Here is a 23,491-nt window from a genome sequence, read left to right as displayed (position 1 = left end):
TTGATTTTCTACTAAAACTAAACTTACTCATGAAAGCCCTCTCTATTAAGGATATAGCTCAAAAGGCAAATGTATCTATCACTACAGTTTCTTTTATAATAAATGGAAAAGCGAAAGAAAAATCGATTAGTGACGGGGTTATAGAAAAGGTAGAAAAGATTATAGAGGAAAGCGGTTACAAGCCAAATCAAATTGCAAGAAGTTTAAGAACTGGTAACTCTAATATTATAGGACTAATAGTAGAAGATATTTCGAATTCTTTTTTTGCAAAAATTGCCAGGCTTATAGAAGATAAGGCTTATAAGCGTGGATATAAGATAATCTATTCCAGTACCGAAAACAGTATCGAAAAGGCCCGGGAGTTGATAAATATGTTCAAATCGAGGAAGGTTGACGCTTACATCATCTCTCCGGTAAAGGGATTAGAAGAAGATATTCGGGTTTTAATCAATGATGATAAACCTGTTATTTTGTTTGATAGAAATTTAGAAGATATTGATGCCAATTATGTAGGCGCAAATCATTTTAGCGCCTCCTACCAATCAATAGAAAATTTCGTTCAGGCAGGAAAAAAGAATATTGCATTAGTAACAACGGATATTGATGTATTGCAAATTACCGAAAGGTACGAAGGCTACAAGAAAGCTCTTTTAGACTATGGTTTGCCATATAATGAAGATTTGGTTTTAAAAGTTCATTTCAACCAGGATGAACAAGAAACCATCAATCAAATTAAGCAATTGTTTAATAATGATAAAATTGACGCAGTTTTATTTGCTACGAATTATCTTGCAATTAGTGGTTTGAAGGTGTTAAAGCAAATCAGAAAGACAATAGGAAACGATTTCTCGGTAATTGCCTACGATGACCATGAAGCATTTGAACTGCATACGCCTGGTATCTCAACCGTACAACAACCTTTGGAAGAAATTGCAGAAACGGTTATAAAACTGATATTAAGTCAGTTGTCTTCCAAAACCAAATTGCCCATTCAAGAGGTGATTATTCCAGCCAAACTTATTATCAGAGATTAAGATTTAATGAAGTTTTATTTGTTGTAACATTTTTTTTACAACTAAATCGTTTTATTAATTAAAAATAATTTCTACTATTGATGTAGTAAAACGATTTACTATAACCAAATGTATTTATGAGACTTTTACAGAGCCTTAACTGTATGCTGAGGATAACTACTTCCCTACAGATTGATATATCTGCTCTTACTTGTTTTGTTTTTGCAAAGACTATTTCTTAATAAATTTTATAATACATAAAAGCCGAGGCCAATAAGAAAGTTTAATTTTTTATTTGATGAATCAGACATCAAATAAGAAATCTTAAATAAGAGTAACACGAAATATATTATAACTAATCAATTTAAAATTTAACAAACCGCTAATGAAAATTAATTTACTCAAAATTACGGGGCTATCTGCTGCAATAATATTGCTGAATGGTCCTGCGTTTTCAATGAATTCAGAGTGGGAAGGGGCGAAGGGATTCTTGAATGGGGGTAAGCTGTGGCAGCAAGCTCAAACGCAAAAAATTATTACCGGAACAGTGGTTGATGAAAAAAACCAACCCGTACCTGGTGTAGGTATTAAAAACCAAACATCTGGGAAAACAGTTGTAACAGATGCAAACGGAAAGTTTAGCATAGAAGCAAATGCGACTGATGTTATCCGAATTAGTTACATTGGCTATAACACTCAAAACATTACTGTTGGTGCACAAAATTCTTTGAGTGTTAAATTGCAAGAATCTTCTGATACTAAACTTAACGATATTGTAGTTATTGGTTACGGTACTTTAAATAAAGACCAGATTTCTTCTGCAGTAACAAAAATCGATTCATCGGGTTTTAGACAAAGTGGTGCTAGAAATGCTTTAGACTTATTACAAGGTAAAGTAGCTGGTTTACAAATTACCAGGAACAGTACAAACCCAAACAATAGTCCTGGTATCCAATTAAGGGGTGTAACTTCAATTTCTGGTTCACAATCTCCTTTAATTATTATCGATGGAATTCCAGGTGGTAACCTTGATCTATTAACACAAGATGATATTGAATCATTCTCTGTGCTTAAAGACGGTTCGGGTGCTGCTATTTATGGTACTAGAGCAAATGCTGGTGTAATTTTAATTACAACTAAAAAAGGTAAAGCAGGACCATCTAAATTTGACTACAATTCTTACGTTAGACATGAAACTTTGGTTAAAAGACCAGATTTTATGAATGCTACTCAATTAAGACAAAGAATTGCTAGTGGAGAATATGTTGTACAAGATTTTGGTGGCGATTTCGATTATTTTTATGATTTAATTAATAAAAATAACGTTTCACATAACCACAACTTTGCAGTTTCTGGCGGTAGTGAAAACTCAAGCTACCGTGCGAGTTTAAACTTTAGAGATTTGCAAGGTTTTGCTGAGCAAAATACAAGAAAAGATTACGGTATAAGATTAAGCTTAACACAAAAAGGATTAGATAAACGCCTTACTGCTTTATTTAACGTAGCTACTAACTTTAACAACCCTAATCTACTTGCTGGTGGCGGTTGGGAAAACGTTTTAACAAAAAACCCTACTGAATCTTATTTCAAGCCAGATGGTAGTTATTTATTCACAAGAAATTTAACTAACGAAATTGCAAGGTTAAATCAGGAAAAAAGCAGAAGACAACAACAAACTTTCTCTGCTGATGGTAAAATTGATTTCGAAATCATTCCAGGTTTAAAAGGATCTGTATTTGGTGCACACCAACGCGATTGGTGGTTAGATGGTGAATATAGAGATAAACAAGGTCAAAACTCAATAGAAAATGGTGAATCACCTGGTGGGGGTTATGCTGCAAGAAGTTCTAGACTGGATCAGAACTTTAACTTAGAGCCAACAATAGAGTATAACAAAACTTTTGCCGATAAACATAATGTACAGTTTATTGGTGGTTACAGTTACCGCTATGAAGTAAGTGAAGGATTTAATGCTAATAACCGTGGTTATGTGAATGATCTTTTCGAGGAAAATAACTTAGGTAGCGTGCCAGTTGTTTTAAACCGTATCGGTATTGGTAGTTTCAAAAATGATAATACTTTAATTGCAACTTTTGCAAGAGCGTTTTACTCATTTGATGATAAATATATTTTTCAAGCCAGTGTAAGAAGGGAAGGTTCATCTCGTTTTGGTGCGAATAATAAATGGGCTACTTTCCCTGCAGCTTCTGGTGCGTGGAACGTGACTAAAGAAAATTTCATGCAAAACGTGAAATGGGTTAACAACTTAAAACTAAGATTAGGTTATGGTGAAACTGGTAATTCTGGTTTTGCAAACTATGCATCGTTAGTAACATTAGGTACTGGTAATATTTATTTATTCCCTACCGGCGAATATTTACAAACCTACGGCCCGAACAGAAATCCAAATCCTGATTTGAGATGGGAAAGAAAGAAAGAGTTAAACTTAGGTCTTGATTTTACACTCTTCAATAATAAATTAAGCGGTTCAGTTGAGCTTTACAGAAGGGTAACACAAGATTTATTAGATACTTATACTTCTCCTCAACCACCATTTATTCAATCTTCAATTTACACAAACGTAGGTACAATTTCTGCTAAAGGTATCGAGGTAACACTAAGTTATGCTGCTATCAAAAAAGATAAATTCTCTTGGGATATTGACTTCGCAGGTAGTACAACTCAAAATAAATTAGATAGATATTCTAACGATGTTTACAAAAGAGACTTAAAAACTTTTGGTGGTATTGGTGGTTTTGGTGCTTTGGGTGATGCGATTCGTACTTACGAAGGTAGAAACCTTGGCGAGTTCTGGGGTAAAAGATTTGCCGGTTTTACACCTGACGGTAAATGGACTTTCTTCAATAGAAATAATGAAGTTGTTTCAAATGCTCAAATCAATACCTCATCATTTAGAGACCAAACTGATTTAGCTGTTATTGGTAATGCTATACCTAAATATTATTTATCATTAACAAATACTTTTAGATACGGTAATTTCGATTTCAGAGTGTTTTTAAGAAGTAAATTAGATTTTGATGTTCTTAATACAATGGCTATTTCTTATGGTAACAAAAATGGAGCAACAACTAATCTTTTAAATAGCGCATTTACAAAATATTCTGAAATTAAAGATACTTACATGTACTCTGATTATTACTTAGAAAGTGGAAGTTTCTTGAAAGTTGACGAGTTAACTTTAGGTTACACTTTTAAATTCAAAACAAAATTTGTTAGAAACTTAAGAGCTTATGTAACTGGACAAAACTTGTTTACAATTACAGGATATACAGGTAACGACCCTGATACTGTAAGTGATACAGGCTTAGGCCCTGGTATTGATTCAAGAAGTCCATATCCAGCTACGAGACAATTCTTGTTTGGTGTTAATTTCGGATTTTAATATTTAAGAAAATGAAAAATTACAAAAAAATAGTTCTTGGTTGTTTAGTTGCAGCACCATTGTTCCTAATGAACAGCTGTACAAAACTCGATGAAAATGTATACGATCAGTTAATTTCTGATAACTTTTATAATAACAAAAACGAAGTACTTTCTGCAGTTCTTAGACCATATACACATGCAAGTGCTTGGGTAACACCATCAGGGCAAGATGGATGGTATAGACCATCTGAACTTTCTGGTGACCAGTTAGCATGGCCAACAAAAGGACGCCATGGTGAAGATGGTGGTAAATGGAAGCGTTTACACTACCATACCTGGTTAACTGATGATGCGCCATTAAACAATGCATGGTCTTTAATGTATTGGGGCATGGGATTATGTAATGATCCTATAGAAAACTTAGAAAAACGCGACATTTCTGCAATGGGAATTACGCAAGTTGAAAAGGATTCTTACATAGCAGAATTGAAATTATTCCGAGCATTCCACTACTTAAAGTTAATGGATTTGTTTGGTAATATCCCTGTTGTAACACAAGTTGGTATTCCTGCAAAACCAGCTACACTGCCTAGAAAAGACGTTTTTGCTTTTATTGAAAAGGAAATTTTGGATAATGTTGGTAAAGCACAATTACATTCGAAAGCAATGGCTGGCAGAATGAGCCAGGCTGGTGCATATGCCATGTTGGTAGAATTGTACTTAAATGCTGAGGTTTGGACAGGAACAGCTCGTTGGGATGATTGTATTGCGGCAGCAGACAAATTAATCAGCGGTGCAGCAGGTGGTCAAAATGGTGCGATGGCTTTAGATCCAAACATCACTGACCAGTTTAAAACTACGAATGAACTTTCTAAAGAAGCGATTTTTTCAATCGCTTACGAATTTAGATTAGCATCAGCTCAGGCGCCTTGGCCAAGTGAATTCTTTCACTTTCAACAAGATCAAATTTACGGTGGTGCTCGTAATGGTAATGATGGTATCGTTGTTATTCCAGGTGTTTTCACAAACTATCAGGATCAGGATTTAAGAAAAAGAACTTGGTTATTAGAAGGTCCTCAGGTTAGGTTTGATAACGGTCAGCCAGCATTAGCTTCTGGTGGTAACGAATACAGTGGTCTGCAAATTAACTTTGTCGATAATATTCGTAAAAATAAGACTGGTTCTACTGTTTCTAACATGAGTGAAGGAGAAGAAAATAGTGGGGTTCGTTTTAATAAGTATAAACTAGGTAACCAGGTTGCTGGTGTTGTTAACGGTGTGGCGGTGCCCATCGACCCTAACTACAACAGCGGAGATTGGAATATCTATAGATTAACTTGGGTTTATTTTGCTAAAGCAGAAGCGCTTATGCGTAAAAACGGTAATGTAGCAAACGCAGAAGCTCTTCAGTTAATTAACGATTGTAAGAAACGTGCTTTTACAGCAGCCAATTTTGTACCGTACACTGCAGCAACACTAACAATGGATGAACTTTTAGCAGAACGTGGAAGAGAATTTATTTTTGAAGGCTTTAGAAGAGATGATTTGATTCGTTTTGGTAAATTCACTACAGCTTCATGGTGGGATCACACTCCATCAGCAGCTTTCAGAAATACTTTCCCAATACCACAAGTACAAAGAACGTTGAATGAAAATTTAACACAAAACGCTGGCTACTAGTTAGCAAAATAACATAAAAAGGTGCTCAATGAGAGCACCTTTTTTTTGGTTTTTAAATTATAATAACATCAATTTTGTAACTCACATATTACAATTTCAATTGATTTAAAATGTTGTTTTTTTAGTAACATTGAGCTTAGTAAAACGTTTTACTTATTCTATTGTTTTAAATACTTTTTCAGAGCTAAATATAATTGATATAAAGCTTTAGCTTTCTTTAAAAAATCTAACTAAATCAAATATTAAATGAGAAAATATTATTTACTAATCTTGCTTTGCTTGTTTTCTTTTATAGAACTAAATGCCCAAGATAAAGCACCTGCATATCCGCTAATCACTCATGATACCTATTTTAGTATTTGGTCTTTTGGCAATGAATTAAATCAATCGGTAACCAAACATTGGACTGGTAAAAACCAATCTCTTTCAGGCGTATTAAAAGTAGATGATAAGTTTTATCGCTTTTTAGGCGCAGAATCAAAAGAATACAAAACAATACTTCCGGCATCTGATGAAAAGCCTTACGAGGCAAATTATACATTTGAACAACCTGCACAAAGTTGGGTTACAAATAATTTTAGTGATGCATCATGGAAGAAAGGAACTGCGCCTTTTGGCGACGATAAATCTGCTAAAACCAAATGGAATAGCGATGATTTATATTACAGAAGAAAATTCACTATCGCTAAGTTATCGGCGGGAAAAAAATATTTAAAGCTTAATCATGATGATGATGTAGATGTATCAATAAACGGAAAATCTATTTATAAAAAAACGGGTTGGGTACACGAATACATCTATATTCCTATCGAGGAAGGTATTTTAAAAACTGGTGAAAATTTATTGAGCATTCATGTTAAAAATACTGCAGGAGGCCGATACCTCGATGCAGGCATTGTTGAGGAAATCCCTCAAAAATCAACCATCGATTTAGCAAAACAAACCAATGTTAAAGTAGAAGCTACAACAACCAAATATAGTTTTACATGTGGCGCTGTTAATCTCGAAGTTACTTTCACCTCGCCACTTTTATTAAACGATATTGCATTAACGGCAAGACCAATCAGTTATATTACTTATTCGGTTAAAGCTAACGATACCCAAAAACATCATGTAGATTTACACTTTAGCGCATCAACAAATATTGCTGTAAATACTCCAGATCAAGCTGTAACTGCAAAAAGAACTAACGTTAACAAACTTTCAATTTTAAGCGCCGGAACTGTAGAACAACCAGTTTTACAAAAAAAGGCCGATGATTTAAGAATTGATTGGGGCTATATGTATATTGCCGTTCCAGAGCAATTTAAAGCAACGCAATACATTAATAAACAAGCAGAAAGCTTAAGCAGCTTTTTAGGGGCGAAATATCCGGCTACAGCTGAAGTGGCAAATGCTAAAGAATTAAATCTAAGCAGTATTATTTCTTTTGGTTCTGTTGGCTCAAATCCGGTAGAAAAATATTTAATGATGGGTTACGATGATTTGAAGTCTGTAGAATATTTTGGGCAACAATTATCTCCAATATGGAAAAAATCGGGAGAGAAATTCGAAACCCAACTTGCTAACGCTGACAAAGATTACGAATCGATAATTAAAAAATGCAATGAATTTAATGCAAAACTTTACGCTGATGCTGAGCAAGCTGGTGGCGCAGAGTATGCAAAATTATGTGAGCTGGCTTACCGCCAAAGCATAGCCGCTCATAAAATTATTTATGCACCAAATGGCGATATTTTATTCCTTTCGAAAGAAAATTTTAGTGGAGGTTTTATCAATACCGTTGATGTGACTTATCCTTCTGCACCAGAATATCTACTTTACAATCCAGAATTACTAACGGGGATGTTAAACGGTATTTTTTATTATTCAGAAAGTGGAAAGTGGAAAAAACCTTATCCAGCCCACGATTTAGGTACTTATCCTTTTGCTAATGGTCAAACTTATGGAGAAGATATGCCTGTAGAAGAGGCAGGTAATATGATTATCTTAACTGGCGCAATTGCCAAAGCCCAGGGCAACGCGAAATATGCCGAAAAACATTGGGCTACATTATCTATCTGGGCTGATTATTTATCGAAAGAAGGTTTCGACCCGGCTAACCAGTTGTGTACAGATGATTTTGCTGGTCACTTGGCTAGAAACGCTAATTTATCAGTCAAGGCAATTGTTGCCTTAGCTGCTTACGCACAAATGGCTCAACAATTAGGTGAAAATGATGAGGCTGCAAAGTATAGAAATATCGCTTTAGATATGGCCAAGAAGTGGCAGGAAATGGCAAATGATGGTGACCACTATGCTTTAACTTTTAATGATAAAAATACCTGGAGCCAAAAGTACAATTTGGTTTGGGACAAGTTATTAGGTTTGAAATTATTTCCCGAGTCGGTTTATAAAAAAGAAATAAATTACTACTTAACTAAGCAAAATACTTTCGGTTTGCCATTAGATAGCCGTAAAACTTATACAAAATCTGATTGGATTATGTGGACCGCAACTTTAGCCGATAACCAAGCAGATTTCCAGAAATTTGTAAAACCAATTTTCAAGTTTGCTAATGAAACAGAAAGTAGGGTTCCACTAAACGACTGGCACGAAACTACAACAGGAGCTAAAGTTGGTTTCCAGGCTAGAAGTGTTGTTGGGGGTTATTTTATCAAATTATTGGCCGATAAATGGGGAATCAAAAATTAGAATAAATTAAATAAACTATTTATTTAATTGTGAATCTTTTATAAAAGAGATATTTTACACAACCATAAGTTTTAGAGAATAACTATTACTTTAGGCTAATAAAATATGGAGTAAAGAGCTTAAGAGAAATTGATTTTTTTCTTTAAGCGGATAGTAAAAATGTCTGGTTTATCTATGGATAATTAAAGGCATACAGGTATTAATTAAAGATAGATATAGAATATAGATAATGGAAAAACCTGTTGCATTAGGGGTAGATATTGGCGGCTCGCACATTACAGCTGCATTGGTAGATTTAGAAACAAGAACAATTATTGAAGATAGTATAAAACGTAGCGCAGTAGATTCGAAAGAGAGTAAAGAAATAATTTTATCTGCATGGTGTGATGTAATAAACCAGGCTTTTGAAAAAGATAATCACCATACAAAATTAATAGGTATTGCAATGCCAGGCCCTTTTGATTATGAAAAGGGCGTTTCGTTAATAAAAGATCAGGATAAGTTTAAGGCACTTTACGGTGTAAATATTAAACAAGAATTGGCAAACAGATTAAATATAGAAACTGATAATATTCATTTCATTAATGATGCTGCAGGTTTTTTACAAGGCGAGGTTTTTGGAGGAGTAGCAAGAGGAAACGCAAATGTTTTAGGGCTAACTTTAGGAACAGGTTTAGGCTCGTCTTATTGTATCGGTGGTATTGCGAAGGATGCTGATTTGTGGAATTCTGAATTTATGAATGGTATCGCCGAAGATTATCTTTCAACACGTTGGTTTGTAAAACGTTACAATCAACTAAGTAATAATACTGTTGCAGATGTAAAAGAATTAACCTCGCTAACTACAACAGATCATGATGCAACACGTGTATTTATGGAGTTTGGATACAATTTGGCGCAGTTTTTAATTCCGGTAATTAAAAAATATAAGTCTGATGTGGTTATTGTTGGCGGTAACATATCGAGAGCTTTTGGTGCTTTTTCTCCTGAATTAATTGCAACTTTAAAAGGGAACGATGTTCTTGCAGATATTAAAGTAACTAAGTTAAAAGAGAATGCCGCACTAATAGGAGCAGCGAGTTGTTGCGACCTTAATTTTTTACACGAAATAAGAGAAACAGAATAAAAAGGGTTAAACCCCTTTTTTTATATAAAGACTAGTAAAACCATTTAGTAGGTAAGTAAACAGATAAAAAATGATTTGTAAATGCTTATTAAAGTTTTATTCAATTAGGTTTAATAAAAATAAGACGCGTTTAAGGGCTCATTAAATCCACTAAAAAAACAATAGAAAACTATCAATAATTATATACAAATGAAAAAAATCACCCTATTAAGTATTTTATTTTTCCTGGTAATTCTTCCATTTTCAAAATCACAGGCACAAGAAGTAATTAAGAAAAAAGGCTATACACTCACTTTCGAAAGCAATTTTGCAGAACTGGATCCAAAACTGAAAAAACGTTTAATCGAAACTTTTTTTATTGTTTATCCTAAGTTGGCTAAAGAGTACAATCCAAATACTTTAAAAGATGTTAAGTTCTTTATTGATACAGCCTATAAAGGAGTTGCAGCAACTAGCAATGGAGTGGTTACATTCAGTTCTATTTGGATGATAAAACATCCTGAAGATATAGATGTAGTTACGCATGAAGTCATGCACATTGTTCAAGATTATGGGCGTAGTGTTGGCCCGGGTTGGTTAACGGAAGGCATTGCAGATTTTGCACGTTCTAAATTCGGAATAGATAATGCCGGAGCAAAGTGGGCCTTGCCAGATTTAAAACCAGAACATAGCTACAAAAACAGTTACCGCATTACGGCTAGATTCTTCACCTGGATTGAAAAAAATGTTAAACCAGGAACTATTAGAGCGGTTGACGCATCTTTAAGGGACCATACTTATACATCTGCCATATGGACTAAATTAACAGGTAAAGATTTGGATGGACTTTGGGCTGATTACGTTAAAAATCCACAACTTTAAAATCCAAAAAGGTGCGTGGTGACACGCACCTTGGCTATTGCCATGGAACGTGTCCCCACGTTCCATAAAGTAATTGGAGTATAAATTTAAACAGTTTCTAAATGTTTTAAGATGCTTAAAATATATCAATAGAGTTTTGTTATTGCTTGTAGTATCAAGTTTGGTATCTATTTATACAAATGCTCAAAGTGTAAAGTTTAGCAACAGATGCATCAAGAATAAAAATTCATCGATTTAGCAGAGTTTGGGGCAAAAAAGTTAGAATACTAATAGATAAATTTGATAAACAAGTAGAACTTGCTGAATTTCAGGTTTACAACGAAAGAAGATAAGATAAAACACATAAACTGAATCACACAAAATGAGAAAATTATTTATCGCCTTATTAAGTTTTGCGGCCTACAGCAGTTTCGCACAACAAGTGGGCAAAATCACCGACCCGGTTGAGTGGATAAATCCGCTTATGGGGTCGCAATCTAAACCGAGCTTATCAAACGGTAATACTTACCCTGCAATTGGTGTGCCCTGGGGCATGAACATGTGGACACCACAAACAGGCAAAATGGGTGATGGTTGGGCATATACTTACGATGCAGATAAAATTCGTGGCTTTAAACAAACGCATCAGCCCTCACCTTGGATGAATGATTACGGTGCCTTTTCGATTATGCCGGTAACTGGCAAATTGAAATTTAGTGATGACGAACGTGCCAGTTGGTTTAGCCATAAAGCAGAGGTTTCAAAGCCATATTACTATAGCGTTTATCTGGCTGATGCTGACGTAACTACCGAAATTACACCTACCGAGCGAGCTGCCCAATTTAGATTTACCTTCCCTAAAACGGATAGTTCATTTGTAGTGGTAGATGCTCAAAATAAAGGCTCTTACATTAAAATTTTCCCGAAAGAAAGAAAAATTATAGGTTATACCAGCAAATACGCCCGTGGTCCGCTACCTAAAAATTTCAAAAACTATTTCGTAATTTATTTTGATAAGGATTTTTCAATTGCTAAAACCTGGAGTGGAAAAGAATTAAACAATCAGGATTTAGAATTAACAGCAGACCATACTGGCGCAGTAATTGGTTTTAAAACTGCAAAAGGCGAAAAAGTTACTGCCAAAATAGCTTCTTCTTTTATCAGCTTTGCACAGGCAGAACTTAATTTAAAAAGAGAGTTAGCTAGCGATGCTTTTGATGTTACCAAATCAAAAGCAAAAGCTGTTTGGAACAAAACATTAAGTAAAATTGCAGTAGAAGGTGGTTCAATCGACCAAATGAGAACCTTTTACTCTTGTTTATATCGCACATTATTCTTCCCAAATAAATTATACGAAGTAGATGCTAAAAATCAAATTGTGCATTGGAGCCCTTATACTGGTGAAACTAAACCTGGCTACATGTTCGCAGGAACAGGATTTTGGGATACTTTCCGAGCTTTGTACCCATTCTTAAATCTTGTTTATCCATCGATAAATAAAGAAATGCAGCAAGGGTTAATTAATGATTATAAAGAAGGTGGTTGGTTGCCAGAGTGGAGCAGTCCGGGTTATGCAAATATTATGGTTGGTAATAACTCCGCTTCTGTAGTATCCGATGCTTACATTAAAGGTCTTCGTGGTTACGATATTAATATTTTGTGGGAAGCGCTTAAACATGGTGCTAATAACGAAGGGCCAATGGAAGCAGTTGGTCGTGATGGCGTTAAATATTATAACGAATTAGGTTATGTACCTTTTGATGTTAAAAAGAACGAAAATGCGGCAAAAACTTTAGAGTATTCTTACGATGATTTTACCATTTATCAATTAGGAAGAGCTCTAAACAAGCCAGCTTCAGAAATTGATATCTACAAGAAAAGAGCAATGAATTACAAAAATCTTTTCGATCCTGCATCTGGTTTAATGCGAGGGAAAAATCAAGATGGAACTTTCCAAACTCCTTTCAGTCCGTTTAAATGGGGCGGTGCTTTTACCGAAGGTAATAGCTGGCACTACACTTGGTCGGTATTTCAGGATGTTGATGGTTTAGCTAAATTAATGGGTGGTCATGATAAATTTGTAACTAAATTGGATTCAGTTTTTTCTATGCCTCCGGTATTTGATGAAAGTGCTTATGGTGGTGTAATTCACGAAATTCGTGAAATGCAGATTGCAAACATGGGGCAGTATGCGCATGGTAATCAACCGATTCAGCATATGATTTATTTGTATAACTATGGCGGTGCACCTTACAAAACTCAATTCTGGGTTCGTGAAACAATGGATAGAATGTATAAGGCAACACCAGATGGATACTGTGGAGATGAAGATAACGGACAAACTTCTGCTTGGTATGTTTTCTCAGCAATGGGTTTTTATCCGGTAACGCCAGCTACAGATCAATATGTTTTAGGTGCTCCATTATTTAAAAAAGTAACTTTAACTTTAGAGAATGGTAAAACTGTAGTAATAAACGCTCCGTCTAACAGTGCAGATAATCGTTATGTTCAATCATTACAAATGGATGGAAAACCTTATTCTAAAAACTGGATAAGCCATAGTGGTTTACAAAAAGGAGCCATATTAAACTTTAATATGGCTGCTACACCAAATAAAACAAGAGGTACAAACCCTGTAGATTTTCCTTATTCATTATCTACAGAAAAATAAAAAGTTAAAATTATCATTCTGAGGGTTAATTTATTTTGAAAAAATCGATACAAATGATACCAACAGTAAGTAAACTAAGGGAATTAATGATCATGGTCTGTGAAGACACAGACCATGGAGAAGCTTAGATTTTCTTAGGTGCCTTAGATGGTTAAATATCAGTTTATATAACTTCAATGGTAGCTTGTCGAAAACTTATTGGATTTGACACGCTACCATTGATAAAGCTAACGAATTAATAAATTGGTTGAAGAAACCATAACATAACTAACAAAACCAAATATTATGAAGATTAACGTCTTAAAAGCAGGCTCAACAGCCTTTGTTTGGCTCATTGGAACTTGCCTTGCATTTGGCCAGCAAACCAATATTCCGCTTACAGATTTATCCGCATTTAAAGAACCCGGTAACTCATGGTCTTTAGTTGGAGATGTAACTGCGGATTTGAATGAAAACAATTCAATAAAAAGCTCAAAAGGAAGCGGCATTTTGTTAAATATTTCGTCTCCTAAAAAAACAGGCTTTGATTTAACAACAATTAAAGAATACGGCGATTTCGTTTTAGAACTGGATTACTTAACTGCGAAAGGAACAAATTCTGGAATTTATCTTCAAAGTAATTATGAAATTCAATTAGAAGATTCATGGACAGTAAAAAATCCGCTTTCATCAAATAATGGTGGTGTTTATGAGCGTTGGGATAATGATAAACCCGAAGGTGAAAAAGGTTATGGAGGGATTGCTCCACGCCAAAATGCCAGTAAAGCGCCAGGTTTATGGCAACACATTAAAATTGTTTTTCAAGCTCCAAAATTCGATAATGCTGGAAAAAAGACAGATAATGCAAGATTAATCAGTGTTGAATTAAATGGTGTAACTATCCACGAAAATGTAGAATTAAATGGCGCCACAAGAGGAGGATACGGAACTGAAAAAGCGTTTGCACCTTTGCGTTTGCAAGGCGACCATGGTTCTATAGCATTCAGAAATATTTCAATTACTGATATTCCTGCAACTGCAACACCAAATGGCCGCCGTGGAGGCGGTGGTGCAGATCCAATTTATGTAGATGCACCAACAAATACAATGATTCGTAGTTTTGTTGATGTAATGCCTGGTGTACGCTCTGTTCATGCCATTTCAGTTGGTGGTCCGCAACAAGTGGCTTATAGCTACGATTTAGATAACGGAACTTTATTACAAGGTTGGCACGGAGGTTTCTTAGATGCAACTCCAATGTGGGATGGTCGTGGAAACGGAACTTCTCGCCCTTTAGGTAGCGTCACCCGTTTCACTAAAAAACCTGTCTTGGCAATTTCAAAATTAGCAACACCAGAAAGTGTCTGGGTTGCAGATACCGCAGGAACGGGTTTCCGTACAAAAGGTTACGTTATGGATAACCAGGAACGCCCTGAATTTAAGTATATCATTTACGGAACAAAAGTTACTGATGCTGTAAAAGTTATGGAAAACGGACAAGGACTAACCCGGGAAGTAACTTTAGACCAGCCTGCAAAAGACCTTTATCTACTTTTAGGTGAAGTTGCAGACATTAATGAAGTTTCGAAAGGCTTATATCTGGTTGATGATAAATCTTATTATTTACAATTTCCTAACGGCGAAAAACCAGTTGTTAGAGATGTAAATGGTAAAAAACAACTGATTATGGCAATCGGAAGCAAATTGAATTATTCTATTTTATTTTAATCTGAATAACGATGAGATATACATTTAAAACACTTGCAATAATGGCGTTAAGCTTAAGCTTTTCAACACTTTTTGCTCAGGAAACACCAAAAGAAGAAGATTTTTTCAGAATAAATAAAGTACGTGTTCCTGAAGGGCCAATTTTAGAAGTTGGTGGTTTAGTAACTTTACCAAATGGCGACTTAGCGGTTTCAACCCGTAGGGGAGAAGTTTACATTGTCGAAAATCCAACAAGTACAAAACCATATTTCCGCAGATTTGCCAACGGATTACACGAAATATTAGGTATTGCCTATAAAAATGGTGTGATTTACGTTGCGCAACGTGGAGAATTAACCAAATTGGTTGATAAAAACATGGATGGCAAGGCTGATGTTTACGAAACTGTTTATGCATGGCCTTTAAGTGGTCATTACCACGAGTATAGTTTCGGTCCGAAAATAGCCGCAGATGGAACTTTCCTGGTTACAGCTAACGTTGCTTTTGGTGATGAAGAATGGTGGAGAGGCGAAAGCCGTGTGCCAATGCGTGGTTGGGCAATGAATATTACCGAAGACGGTAAAATGACGCCTTATGCAGCAGGTTTCCGTTCTCCGGCAGGTATTGGTATGATTGATAATCAGTTTTACTACACAGAAAACCAAGGCGACTGGGTTGGTTCTGGTGGTTTATGGAAAGTTAACAAAGGCGATTTTATGGGTCATCCGGCAAGTTTAAGATGGGCCGGAAGATCAGATTCTCCTGTTAAATTAACTTCCGATTTCTTTTATGCTAACATTGATGAACGTAGAATTAAAAATGAGCAAGGCAGATATATCAAGCCAGAAAACAGAGTAAACGAAACATTCAAAACACTTTTCGATATGAAAAAAGTGTTTCCTGAATTAAAATTACCTTCAGTTTGGTTGCCATACGGAATTTTAGGGATCTCATCTTCTGAGCCTTTAAAAATTCCAGAAAATACCTTCGGTCCTTTTGCTGGTCAAATTTTAGCAGGCGATCAGGGTATGAGTATCATCTCAAGAATTTTCCTTGAAACAGTTAAAGGCGAAGAACAAGGCGCTGCTTTCTTATTCCGAAAAGGTTTCCGTTCTGGTGTTTTGCGCATGGCTTGGGGAACTGATGGCTCTCTATTTGTTGGCGAAACCAACCGTGGTTGGGGCTCTGCAGGAGATGCAAATGAAGGTTTAGAGCGTTTGGTTTATAATGGTAAAGTTCCTTTCGAAATGAAGGCTGTACGTTCTATGCCCGATGGTTTTGAAGTAGAATTTACTAAACCAGTCGATCGTAAATCGGCAGAAGATTTAGCTTCTTACGCAGCAGAGAGCTTCATTTATAAATACCATCCAGTATATGGTTCACCTCCGGTAAATACCGAAACATTAAAAATTAATGGTGTTAAAGTATCAGAAGATGGAATGAAGGTTAGATTGATTATTCCAAATCTTCGTCAGTATTATATTCACACTTTAACTTTAGATGGTGTTCGTGATAAAGAAGGTTTCTACTCGTTAGTTCATCCGGTTGCCTATTACACCTTAAATCAAATCGCTGATGGTGATAAGTTATCAATGAGTGAAGTAAGTACGAAAAACTCTGAAGCCGGACCAAAAGCATCTGCAACGCCTGTAAAAACTTCAGCGAAGCCAAAAGCAGGCACGGGAACTAAGCCTGAAGCGAAGGGTGCACCAGCAAAAACTGTAGCTGCGAAAGCACCAACTTTTAAAGAGGTAGAAGGTTTGTTGACTAAAAATACTTGTACGGCTTGTCATAATCCGACAAAAAGACAAATCGGGCCCGCATTTGTAGAAATTGCAAAACGTAAATATTCTCCTGAGAAAATATTATCATTAATCCACAACCCGCAACCGCAAAACTGGCCAGGTTACTCTACCGAGATGCCGCCAATGCCACAGGTTACTAAGGCCGAAGGTTTAAAAATTGCTGCGTGGATTAATTCGTTAGATAAATAAAGATAGTTAGTTTGTATTAGTTTGGTAAAACGGTTGGTGGAAACACCGGCCGTTTTCTATTAAAAAAAGGATAGAGTGAAAATGAAGAGAATCTTATCATTAATAGGTTTAAGCCTATTAATCTGCTTTGCAGTGAATGCACAGCAAAACAGTAAAATTGTGGGTAGTGTAACCGATGCAAAAAATAATGCAATTGCTGGCGTAACTGTACATATCTTAAATTCGAATTTAAATACGGTAACAAATGCCAAGGGACAGTTTGAGTTAACTAATCCTCCGGCAGGAAAGTTAAGTTTAAAATTTAATGCAATTGGCTTTGGAGCTGTTATCATAAATGCAAATACGAGTGAAACCATTGGTGTTGTGTTGGCTGAAACCAATCAGCGTTTAGATGAGGTAACGGTTTCAGCTCAGAAAACGGAAGAAAATATTCAAAATATACCAACGGCTATTACGGCATTTTCAGCAACTAAGGTTAATGATTACCGAATTCTTAATACAAGAGATTTATCATCAATTGTACCAAATCTTTACAGTAGCAATCCTGGAGATGGTCGTAATGTTACTTCAATAAGAGGTATTGGAACCACATCCTACGATCCGGCTGTTGCAACTTATATTGATGGCGTTAATCAATTTGGTTTAGATACTTACATAGCTTCATTATTTGATGTAGAACGTATTGAAGTTTTGCGTGGCCCGCAGGGAACATTATATGGCAGAAATGCAATGGGCGGTGTGATAAATATTATCACTAAACAGCCATCAAATTACACTACTGGTTTTGCTGGTGTAGATTTTGGTAATTTTGGCCAACAGAGATATAGTGCAGGCATTCGCACTGCTTTAATTAAAGATAAATTATTTTTCGGCGCTGCCGGATTATTTAATAAAGCCGATGGTTTTTACACCAACGAGTTTAATAATTCGAAATTTGATAAGCTCCATGGTTATTTAGGTAATTACTATTTAAAGTTTTTGGCGAGTTCTAAATTTGCCCTTACTTTAAATGTAAAGCACAACGAAAACCGCAATAACGGAACTTTCCCTTTAGCTGGTTCGGTTAACGATGCTTTATCAAATCCGTTTGTGTTAAATCAGAATGCAACAACCGAAATGGTTGATAATTTATTCAATACATCGTTATCGGCAAATTATACTGGCGAATCAATCAATTTCAGCTCTCAAACCGCTTATCAATCTAATTACAGGTATTACAAGCAACCAATTGATGGCGATTTCTCTCCAATTGACGGTGTAGCAATTATTAATAATTACGGTAAAGATTGGAACAAAGTTCAGGTTTACACGCAAGAATTTAAATTGAGTTCTCCTGCGGCAAGTAATTCTAAACTGAAATGGGTTACTGGTTTATATGGTTTTTATCAAAAAAATCCAGTTAAACAGGGCACCTATTTTGGCGCTGATGCTGAATTGGTTGGCGCACCATTTCCTTTTTTCACGAGCTTGAATACCAATACAGGTAAAAGTTATGGTATTGCAGCTTACGGCCAGTTAACTTATGCTTTAACCCAGCAATTATCGGCAACTGCTGGTTTACGTTACGATTACGAACATAAAAAACAAAATTCTTTAGGTGAACTCTTAATGGATGGAATGGACCCGGTTATCACGCAAAATGATACAGCAGCTAAAGCAAGTTTTAAAGCCTTTTCTCCAAAACTTAGTTTAGCTTATGCTATAACTGAACAAAACAATGTTTATGCGGGCTATAGCAGAGGTTACAGAGCAGGTGGATTAACTCAATTAGGATCAGACCCATCGGTTTTACCTTTAGTTTCTTACAAACCAGAATACAGCAACAATTTCGAAATTGGCTCGAAAAATACATTCTTAAACGATAAATTAAGCGTTAATTTTTCTGCATTTTACATTAAGTTAACTGATGCTCAGATTCCAGTTTTGGTTTTACCAGATGCGGTTACGATCACTAGAAATGCAGGAAAGTTAACGAGTAAAGGTGTAGAGTTAGAGTTATCCGCAAAACCTGTAAAAGGTTTAAGTATCGATTATAATTTAGGTTATACCGATGCAAAATATACTTCTTTACAATTACCACAAAATGGGGCAACAGTAAATTTGGATGGTAATAGACAACTTTATACGCCTGAATTAACGTCTATGTTTGCACCACAATACAGCTACGAACTAAATAAAAATTCTAAGTTAAATTTGGTTGCTCGTGGCGAATGGATTTTCACAGGAAATCAGTTCTACGATTTAGCAAATCAAATTGAGCAAAAAGGCTACAATTTATTCAATGCTAAATTTGGAGTTACGAATAAAAGATTCGATTTATTTGTTTGGGGTAGAAACTTAGGCGATAAAACTTACATTGATTATGCTTACGATTTTGGAGCTGCCCATTTAGGCAATCCACGTACTTATGGTGTAAGCTTAACAGGAAGATTTTAAACTCTTTTAGGTTTAATTCCTCGAAGGTCTGCTTCTATTATTATGAAAATACCTTACCGATTTAGTTTCAAAACAAATCAGATTTTAGTTTATCGAAAATTATCAAATTACTAAAAGGTTGACAGAAATGTCAGCTTTTTTTGTTTACATAATGACGGAAAAAAGAAATGGGGATTCCACTTATGCAGAATCCCCATCATCTAAATTAACGCTCTCATATACATAAACGCTACATTCGAGTTTTATTGTGCAAGAGGTGATTTTTTTATTTTTTTAGAGGTCTATAAGAACATGTTTTAAACCATCTAAGATTCTTAGAAAATCTAAGCCGTTCCATGGTCTGTGTCTTCACAGAACACAATCATTTATTCCCTTAGTGTACCTACTGTTGATCTAATTGGTGAAGACATAGTCTCCTGTTAAATATTTACTGAAAAATTAATATTTCATCGCCCTTGGCCATAATTACTTTAGCGGTTAAGTTGATAAAAAGTCCGTGGGCCAATACTCCTTCAATTTGGTTAAGTTGAGAAGCAACTTTATCTGGATTATTGATTAACCCGAAATCAACATCAACTATATAATTTCCATTATCGCTAATAAAGGTTTTCCCATCCCTTTTTCTCAAAACACTTTTGCCTTCTAATTTTTCAATTTGATTAAGAGCGTATTGTAAAGCCAAAGGAATTACCTCCACCGGAACAGTAAATGCACCAAGTTTATCTACTTTTTTAGATGAATCGGTTACAATTATGGCATTTTTGCTTAGCGAAGCAATAATTTTTTCTCTAAACAAAGCACCTCCGCCACCTTTTATTAAATTGAGTGTTTCAGTAAACTCATCAGCGCCATCAATACTAATATTTATAGAGCCGAGAGTTTCTAAAGGTAAAATTGGAATCCCATAAGAAATAGCAAGTTCTTCGGTTTTAACAGAACTGGCTGCAGCTTTGATTTTCAATCCCTTTTTTATTCTTTCGGCAAGTTCTTTAATAGCAAAAGTTGCCGTACTTCCTGTACCCAAGCCTACAACATCGTCGTTTTGAACTAACTTAACAGCTTCTTTAGCAGCAGCTAATTTCTCTGCATCTTGCTTGGTTTTATCGATGGCATCCATAAAGTAAAAATAAATAATTTATTGTAACATGCCTTGTATTGGCAATAAAGACTTTTATAATATAGTCAAAAAACAAAATCCACCTTAACTTAATAGCATTGGTATCCTTACAGGTCGTTATTACATCGTTAAGGATTTGCTGAAAATCTCTCTCCCTTTTTGCTGTGCAATAATCGAAGCGACGATATTATATAAATATTTCATTGAAGGTACAAACCGAGTTTTCTGATAGCTAATTTATTTTATAGTATAAAAGATTATGCTCATCTCATCCTTTCGACCTTGCGGAGAAATCTTTGGATTAAATTTAAACAGTTATAGATATTTAGGCAAATCAATATTCCTAACAGAATCAAAGGATTTTTGAGTATTTCGCCGACGTTTTAGCTGATCATTAATTCGCTCAAATATTTTAACCGACAAATTTATTTCACTCACCGATAAAATTTATTTGTTCATAGAAAAGCCATTTCCCAGTGCTAATTTTCGAGCTACTTTTGATATATAAAAACAAACGTCATGGAAAATTTAATCAAAAAAAACCACGCTGATAAACAAATGGGTTTAGGCATTTTAATCGTTGTTATTGGCGCTGTATTCTTACTTAGAAATACAGGTGTTGATGTGCCACATTGGGTTCTTAGCTGGCACACCGTTATGTTGGGCGCAGGTTTATGGATAGGTTACCGTAAAAATTTTCAAGGCAGTGGCTGGTTAGCCTTAACCGTAATTGGTGCAATATTTACATTAAAAGATATTACACTATTTGATTTCGAGATGTCGAAAATAACTACAGCTATAGCACTAATCGGATTAGGTTTATGGGTTATATTAAAACCAAAGAATTATAAAAATTTAGATAATAACTTTCAGAACAATAGTGCTGATGTGCATGAAATAAAAAGTTAAAATTCTTAACTCCATCATATATCTGAAAAGGGACATTTTTTAAACGTGTCCCTTTTTTTGTTTTTCGAAAAAATAGGAACAGAAAATTTAAGTAAAAAAGAAACGGGGATTCCACCGAAGCAGCATCCCCGTCATCTAAATTAACGCTCTCGGTAATATAAACGCTCAGATTTAAAAATATTGTGCTGATTTAAATTTATTTTTTAGCTTAATTAAATAGGCATAAAATATTATTTTTACTTTATAGAACGTGGAGACACGTTCCATGGAAATAGCCAAGGTGCGTGTCCCCACGCACATTTATAAAATCTATAAATCATTTTTAAACTTTTCTTAATTAAATAGGCACAAACCTTTATGTTAAAAATCGACTAAAAAGCTCCAAATTCGAAACTAAAACTAATAAATTAGTTGTTAAATAATTAAATCGGTATCAAATATTATTAACTTTGGTATATTGAAAATCAAACACAACTCAATACACTATAATTTCATGAAAAAAAGCATTTTACTAGTATTTGGACTATTGCTATTTACAACGGCCACTTTCTCTCAAAACGTTATAACCTTATTTAATGGGGCAAATAACTTTTTTGACTTAATGCAACAAGAGAAATATACCGAGGCTTACAGTATTTTTGACGAATCCGTTAAATCAAAACTATCAGAAGAAAACCTAAAAAAGATTTGGACAGATATTAATGCAAGTTTAGGTAAAGCAGAATCTTTAGAAGCTGTTCAAAGTAAAGCCCAAGGAGATTTTTTTGCTGTTACCGTAGAAGGTAAATTTCAAAGAGGGTCGCAAAACTTTATTCTGGGCTTTAATAAAACTCAGAAAATTGTTGGCTTTTTCCTTGCACCTAAACCAAACGTTTCAAAGTATTTAGCTCCGTCTTATGCAGATACAACTTTGTATTCTGAGAAATCAACTTATGTTACTGCTCCAGGGCATCAATTAGCGGCAGTTATTACGACACCTAAAAACGCTAAAAATTTTCCTGTTGTCGTTTTTGTACATGGCAGTGGGCCATCTGATATGGATGAAACTGTAGGGCCAAATAAACCATTTAAAGATTTAGCGGCAGGTTTAGCCGCTCAAGGAATCGGTTCTGTTAGGTATGTTAAAAGAACACTAGTTTATCCATACGAATTTGGAAAAACCTTTACCGTTAAAGAAGAGGTTTTAGACGATGCAGTTGCTGCAATTGCATTAGCAAAAACAATACAGGGTGCTGATATAAAGAATATATATCTGTTTGGGCATAGTTTGGGTGGTATGCTCGCCCCAAGGATAGCTACTTTGGTGCCAGATTTAAGTGGTATTGTTTTGGCTGCCGCTCCTGCCAGAAAGTTAGCAGATTTAATGCTCGAACAAAATAAATATCTTTTCGATAAAGCTAATGATACCGCTAAAGCCGCTAAAACCCAACTTGAATTAGCAACAGTAGAAATTGCTAAAGGTAAAGTTACTCAGCTTGGAACTATGAAACCAGATTCTATCATCTTGGGTATTCCAGCCTCTTACTGGATAGATATTAATAATTACGATCAGGTTGCTGCAATGAAAAAGATAACAAAACCTCGAATCTTTGTTATTCAGGGTGGGAACGATTACCAGGTTACGCAGCAAGATTATGACTTATGGAAGGCAGGTTTGGCTGGAAACTCGAATGCAGAATTTAAGTTTTATCCAGAATTAAATCATTTGCTTAGCCAGCAGGTAGAAAAAGGTACGGGTGCTCAATACATGGCATTCTCAAGTGTTTCAGCTAGTTTAATAAATGATATTGTAGCATGGATAAAAATTAAATAAAACTAATAACAATTTAAATTAATGGGGCTGTATCATAAATAAAATGATCAGTCCTTTTATTTTGCTTAAATTTTTTATATTTTTTTATGTTATTTTTTGGTTTAAAGTGTTGATTTTCATATATTTAT

13 protein-coding genes are annotated in these 23,491 nt (G+C 35.1%); 12 read left to right on the top strand and 1 reads right to left on the bottom strand.

What is annotated here, in order from left to right:
* Positions 1–29 precede the first annotated feature (29 nt).
* The 10 genes from ACFOUY_RS12190 (at position 30) to ACFOUY_RS12145 (ending at position 19,524) form a co-directional block, all read left to right on the top strand.
* Positions 30–1,034: a LacI family DNA-binding transcriptional regulator gene (locus tag ACFOUY_RS12190; protein ID WP_378960971.1), complete on the top strand. Its 1,005-nt coding sequence runs from the start codon at positions 30–32 to the stop codon at positions 1,032–1,034.
* A gap of 364 nt (positions 1,035–1,398) precedes the next feature.
* Complete coding sequence (locus ACFOUY_RS12185) at positions 1,399–4,416, top strand: SusC/RagA family TonB-linked outer membrane protein (protein WP_378960970.1); 3,018 nt, start codon at positions 1,399–1,401, stop codon at positions 4,414–4,416.
* Positions 4,417–4,427: 11 nt separating this feature from the next.
* Positions 4,428–6,077 carry a RagB/SusD family nutrient uptake outer membrane protein gene (locus tag ACFOUY_RS12180; protein WP_378960969.1) on the top strand — a complete coding sequence of 550 codons (1,650 nt, stop codon included), beginning with the start codon at positions 4,428–4,430 and terminating at the stop codon, positions 6,075–6,077.
* 246 nt (positions 6,078–6,323) lie between these two features.
* A complete protein-coding gene (locus ACFOUY_RS12175; protein ID WP_378960967.1) occupies positions 6,324–8,771 on the top strand; it encodes a glutaminase family protein in 2,448 nt (815 codons plus the stop codon).
* A gap of 229 nt (positions 8,772–9,000) precedes the next feature.
* The gene (locus ACFOUY_RS12170; protein WP_378960965.1) at positions 9,001–9,897 is read left to right on the top strand and encodes an ROK family protein; all 897 of its coding nucleotides are present in this window, start codon (positions 9,001–9,003) and stop codon (positions 9,895–9,897) included.
* 189 nt (positions 9,898–10,086) lie between these two features.
* Complete coding sequence (locus tag ACFOUY_RS12165) at positions 10,087–10,758, top strand: basic secretory protein-like protein (protein ID WP_378960964.1); 672 nt, start codon at positions 10,087–10,089, stop codon at positions 10,756–10,758.
* A 361-nt stretch (positions 10,759–11,119) separates the two neighbouring features.
* Positions 11,120–13,408, top strand: coding sequence for a GH92 family glycosyl hydrolase (locus tag ACFOUY_RS12160; protein WP_378960963.1), 2,289 nt, complete (start codon positions 11,120–11,122; stop codon positions 13,406–13,408).
* A gap of 285 nt (positions 13,409–13,693) precedes the next feature.
* Complete coding sequence (locus ACFOUY_RS12155; RefSeq protein ID WP_378960962.1) at positions 13,694–15,115, top strand: 3-keto-disaccharide hydrolase; 1,422 nt, start codon at positions 13,694–13,696, stop codon at positions 15,113–15,115.
* An 11-nt stretch (positions 15,116–15,126) separates the two neighbouring features.
* The gene (locus tag ACFOUY_RS12150) at positions 15,127–17,088 is read left to right on the top strand and encodes a hypothetical protein (RefSeq protein WP_378960961.1); all 1,962 of its coding nucleotides are present in this window, start codon (positions 15,127–15,129) and stop codon (positions 17,086–17,088) included.
* 81 nt (positions 17,089–17,169) lie between these two features.
* Positions 17,170–19,524 carry a TonB-dependent receptor gene (locus ACFOUY_RS12145; RefSeq protein WP_378960960.1) on the top strand — a complete coding sequence of 785 codons (2,355 nt, stop codon included), beginning with the start codon at positions 17,170–17,172 and terminating at the stop codon, positions 19,522–19,524.
* A 427-nt stretch (positions 19,525–19,951) separates the two neighbouring features.
* Here the strand turns inward: ACFOUY_RS12145 and rpiA are convergent, their stop codons facing one another.
* Positions 19,952–20,641, bottom strand: coding sequence for a ribose-5-phosphate isomerase RpiA (rpiA, locus tag ACFOUY_RS12140; RefSeq protein ID WP_378960959.1), 690 nt, complete (start codon positions 20,639–20,641; stop codon positions 19,952–19,954).
* Between the two features lie 519 nt (positions 20,642–21,160).
* On the opposite strand from rpiA, the gene ACFOUY_RS12135 reads away from it, so the two are divergent.
* Positions 21,161–21,550, top strand: coding sequence for a LiaF transmembrane domain-containing protein (locus ACFOUY_RS12135; protein WP_378960957.1), 390 nt, complete (start codon positions 21,161–21,163; stop codon positions 21,548–21,550).
* A 493-nt stretch (positions 21,551–22,043) separates the two neighbouring features.
* Entirely contained in the window at positions 22,044–23,363 is a 1,320-nt protein-coding gene (locus ACFOUY_RS12130) for an alpha/beta fold hydrolase (RefSeq protein WP_378960956.1), read from the top strand.
* Positions 23,364–23,491: the final 128 nt, after the last annotated feature.

Origin of the sequence: Pedobacter jamesrossensis (assembly GCF_042650905.1) — a bacterium.
GTDB classification, from domain to species: Bacteria; Bacteroidota; Bacteroidia; order Sphingobacteriales; family Sphingobacteriaceae; genus Pedobacter; species Pedobacter jamesrossensis.
The sequence above is the reverse complement of the archived record's forward strand: the minus strand, read 5'-3'. Positions and strand labels throughout refer to the sequence as shown.